Origin of the sequence: Saccharomonospora iraqiensis subsp. iraqiensis (genome assembly GCF_000430445.1) — a bacterium.
Lineage (GTDB): Bacteria > Actinomycetota > Actinomycetes > Mycobacteriales > Pseudonocardiaceae > Saccharomonospora > Saccharomonospora iraqiensis.
The window spans coordinates 2,291-6,391 of the sequence record NZ_KE387051.1; the positions used below are offsets into that span (position 1 = coordinate 2,291).

At 73.1% G+C, this 4,101-nt stretch carries 4 protein-coding genes; 2 read left to right on the forward strand and 2 right to left on the reverse strand.

Annotated features, from left to right (window positions below; all coding sequences use genetic code 11):
• The first annotated feature begins 114 nt into the window (after positions 1-114).
• Both ACTIR_RS0103805 and purE read left to right on the forward strand, forming a co-directional pair.
• Complete coding sequence (locus tag ACTIR_RS0103805) at positions 115-1,296, forward strand: 5-(carboxyamino)imidazole ribonucleotide synthase (RefSeq protein ID WP_026453274.1); 1,182 nt, start codon at positions 115-117, stop codon at positions 1,294-1,296.
• A gap of 25 nt (positions 1,297-1,321) precedes the next feature.
• Positions 1,322-1,819 carry a 5-(carboxyamino)imidazole ribonucleotide mutase gene (purE, locus tag ACTIR_RS0103810; protein ID WP_026453275.1) on the forward strand — a complete coding sequence of 166 codons (498 nt, stop codon included), beginning with the start codon at positions 1,322-1,324 and terminating at the stop codon, positions 1,817-1,819.
• A 106-nt stretch (positions 1,820-1,925) separates the two neighbouring features.
• On the opposite strand, the gene ACTIR_RS0103815 is transcribed toward purE, so the two are convergent.
• Positions 1,926-3,572 carry a class I adenylate-forming enzyme family protein gene (locus ACTIR_RS0103815; protein WP_026453276.1) on the reverse strand — a complete coding sequence of 549 codons (1,647 nt, stop codon included), beginning with the start codon at positions 3,570-3,572 and terminating at the stop codon, positions 1,926-1,928.
• A 138-nt stretch (positions 3,573-3,710) separates the two neighbouring features.
• A partial coding sequence (locus tag ACTIR_RS21580) for a TIGR03089 family protein (RefSeq protein ID WP_267879478.1) occupies positions 3,711-4,101 on the reverse strand: 391 nt, incomplete at its 5' end.

The window sequence follows — 4,101 nt, forward strand, 5'->3', positions numbered from 1 at the left end:
GACGGGACGCGGACGCCGACGCGGACGGGCCGGGAACGTCCGGGGAGGCGCGGCACACACGGGCGGCGGGGCGGCGCTGAGCGGGCCGCGGCGGCCCCGTAATCTGGACCGACCATGGACTCCCGAACCGGACTTCCCGTCGTGGGGATGGTGGGCGGCGGCCAGCTCGCCCGGATGACCCACCAGGCGGCGATCTCACTCGGCCAGTCCCTGCGCGTGCTCGCCGTGACCGAGGGGGAATCGGCGGGCCTCGTCGCGGGCGAGGTGGCCTACGGCCACCACACCGACCCGGAGGCACTGCGCTCCTTCGCGCGGGGCGTCGACGTGCTCACGTTCGACCACGAACACGTGCCGCAGCACCTGCTGCGGACGCTGGCCGACGAGAAGGTCGTGCTGCGTCCCGGCCCGTCGGCGCTCGCGTTCGCACAGGACAAGCTGCGGATGCGGGAGCGGCTCGCCGGACACGGCATCCCGGGGCCGCCGTTCGCCGCGGTGTCGTCGACCGACGACGTGGTCGACTTCGGGCGGGCGCGGTCGTGGCCGGTGGTGCTCAAGGCGGCCAGCGGCGGCTACGACGGGCGCGGGGTGTGGATGGTGCACTCGGCGGACGAGGCGCGGGCGCTGGTGCCGGAGCTGCTCGACGCCGGGACCCCGTTGCTCGTCGAGGCGAAGGTGCCGATGCGGCGGGAGCTGTCCGCGCTGGTGGCGCGTTCGCCGTTCGGCCAGGGCGCGGCGTGGCCGGTGGTGGAGACCGTGCAGTCGGACGGCATCAACACCGAGGTGCTCGCGCCCGCCCCCGACCTGGACGAGGCCCGCACCCAGCAGGCCCAGGACCTCGCGTTGCGCATCGCCGAGGAGCTCGACGTCGTCGGGGTGCTCGCGGTGGAGCTGTTCGAGACCGACGACGGCGTGCTGGTCAACGAACTGGCCATGCGCCCGCACAACTCGGGGCACTGGACGATGGACGGGTCCCGCACCTCGCAGTTCGAGCAGCATCTGCGCGCGGTGCTGGACTACCCGCTGGGGAGCACGGACCCGCTGGCGCCGACCGTCATGGCGAACGTGCTCGGTGCCCCGGAGACGCCGTCGATGTCGGTCGACGAACGGCTGCACCACCTGTTCGCCCGCTTCCCGGACGTGCGGGTGCACCTCTACGGCAAGGCGGAGCGGCCGGGCCGCAAGCTCGGGCACGTCAACCTGCTGGGCGAGCTCACCGACGGGCAACGGGAGCGGGCACGGCTGGCGGCACACTGGCTGTCCCACGCCGAGTGGCCGGACGGTTACGAGATCCACTGAGCGAGGACGGGGAGCGACGGACGAAGTGAGTACCGCCACGGTCGGCGTCATCATGGGCAGCGACTCGGACTGGCCGGTCCTGGAGGCCGCGGGGCAGGCGCTGGACGAGTTCGACGTGCCCTACGAGGTCGGGGTGTACTCGGCGCACCGCACCCCGCGACGGATGCTGGACTACGCCGCCTCCGCCGCCGGACGCGGCCTGAAGGTCGTCATCGCGGGCGCCGGGGGTGCGGCCCACCTGCCGGGCATGGTCGCGGCGGCGACGCCCCTGCCGGTGATCGGCGTGCCCGTGCCGCTGAAGCACCTCGACGGGCTCGACTCGCTGCTGTCCATCGTGCAGATGCCCGCCGGGGTCCCGGTGGCGACGGTGTCCGTGGGCGGTGCGCGCAACGCGGGCCTGCTCGCGGTGCGCATGCTCGCCGCGAGCGACGCCACCCTCCGCACCCGCATGGAGTCCTACCAGTCCGACCTGGAACAACTCGTCCTGGACAAGGACGCCACCCTCCGCGCCGACCTGGGTTGAGCGTGAAGGGCACATTCACTGCGTCACACGCAGTGAATGTGCCCCTCGCTGCGCCGGACGCAGGGAAAGTGCCCTTCACGGCACAACGGCGGGGGTGGGCGCCGGGTCAGGACAGGCGGTCGCGGAGTTCGCGTTTGAGGATCTTGCCGGCGGCGGAGACGGGGATGGCGTCGACGAGGTGGACCTCGCGGAGGCGTTTGTACGGGGCCACCCGGGCGTTGACCGCGTCCTGCACCGATTCGGCCGTCGTGTCGCCGTGCCCGGGGGCGAGGACCGCGAACGCGACGGGCAGTTCGCCCGCCTCGGGCGAGCGCCTGCCGACCACCGCGGCCGAGGCGACCTCGGGCAGCTCGACGAGCAGTTCCTCCAGCTCGCGCGGGTAGACGTTGTAGCCCTTGTAGATCAGCATGTCCTTCTTGCGGTCGACGATGGACAGCACGCCGTCGTCGTCGAGCACGCCGATGTCGCCGGTGTGCAGCCAGCCGTCCACGAGGACCTCGGCGGTCTCGTCGGGGCGGTTGTGGTAGCCCTGCATCACCTGCGGGCCACGCAGGCACACCTCGCCCTCGGTGTTCGGCGGCAGTTCCTCCTCGCCCCCCTCCACGGGCACGAGCTTGACCTCGGTGTCGAAGAGGGGCACACCCACGGTGCCGACCTTGCGGGTGCCGGACTCCCAGGTCGGCGCCAGGGTCGCCCCCATGGTGACCTCGGTGAGTCCGTACCCCTCGCTGATGACGGCGTCCGGGAACCGCTTCCGCAGCGCCCGTGCCTGCTCGTGCGGCATCGGCGCCGCGCCCGAGGTGATCCCGCGCACCGAGGACAGATCGGCGGTGTGGAACTCCTCGCAGGCCAGCAGCGCGGCGAACAGCGCGGGCGCCCCGCTCATCGTGGTGATCCCCAGTCGCTCGGCGTCGGCCACGTACGCCTGCGGGTCGAACCGGTCGTGCACGGTGACGCTGCCGCCGGTGACGACGCCGATGTTCAGACCGCCGATACCCATGGCGTGGAACCACGGGGTGAGGTTGATGCTGACCCCGGTCCCGAGTTCCGAGGTCCACTCCTCGCGGCTGCCGATCTGCTCGACCGTCGGGTTGCCGTGGTCGTCGAAGGTGGGGACCGACCCCGACCCCCAGCAGGCGTACTGGATCGCGTTGACGACGACGTTGCGGTGGGTCAACCGCACGCCCTTCGACCGCCCGGTGGTCCCGCCCGTGTACCCGAGGTGGGCGAGGTCGGTGCCCGGGTCGATCACCACGTCCGGCGGCTCGGGCGAGGCGTGGGCGTGAAAGCCCGCGAAGTCGGTGTGGCTGTCCTCGGTCGGGGCCACCACGAGCACCGTGTCCACGTCCAGACCGTCCAGGGCCGACGCGACCGGGCCGTAGGTCACCACGACCCGCGCCGCGCAGTCGGTGAGCTGGTCGTGCAGCGCGTCCCGGGGCAGCAGCGGGCTCGCCGGGCTGAACACCGCCCCGGCCAGCAGCGTGCCGTAGTAGGCCACCGGGAAGGCGAGGCAGTTCGGCAGGTGCAGGGCGACGGTGTCGCCGGTGCCGACTCCGTGCTCGCGCAGTGCGTTGGCGAACCGGCACGCCGACTGCCACAGCCCGGTGAAGCTGAGGCTGTCGCCGTGGTGGGTGAATGCCGTCCGGTCGCCGTAGCGCGCGGCGGCACCGGCGAGCAGGGAACCGACCGGGACCTCGGGGTAGGTCAACGACGTGGGGAGGCCGGGAGGACGCGTGTTCGGTGTGCGCGACATCACCCGACAGTAGGCAACGCGGGGAAGCGGACACAAGCCTTCCGGGGGACAGTGGTCCGGTCCCCGTGCGCCCGGAACGACATCCGGCCCACCGCGTTGTGCACCGCGCACGACGACCCGCGGCCCGGGCCGCCGGGCTCAGGTCAGCTCGACCGTCGTGCGCTCGGTGTCCCGGTGACGGGTCAGCGCCTCCGCGTCGGTGTGGGTGACCTGGACGAGGTGCGCCCCCGCCGAGAGCGGGGCGAGGAATGCGTCGATCATCCCGTCCGGCAGGGTCCACTCCCGCGTGCACAGCACCCGGTCGCCCGCGCCGATGCCGAGCGCGGTGGCGCGTTCGCGGGCGCGGGCGAGCACGTCGTCCACGCCCACCCCGGCCAGCGCGGGGGTGGACGGATCCACCGGCGACAGCGGGGAGAACTCGTCCCCGCACACCCGCGCCTCGGACAGGTAGTCCAGCGCCCCCTCCGGCACGTCCGGACCGAGCCCGCGCCCCAGCGGGTCGAGCGCGACCACCGCCGTCGCCCCCGCC

Bases quoted from the DNA above. Each gene is read 5' to 3' on its own strand.
- ACTIR_RS0103805 (WP_026453274.1), top strand. From the start codon at position 115: ATGGACTCCCGAACCGGACTTCCCGTCGTGGGGATGGTGGGCGGCGGC.
- ACTIR_RS0103815 (WP_026453276.1), bottom strand. From the start codon at position 3,572: ATGTCGCGCACACCGAACACGCGTCCTCCCGGCCTCCCCACGTCGTTG.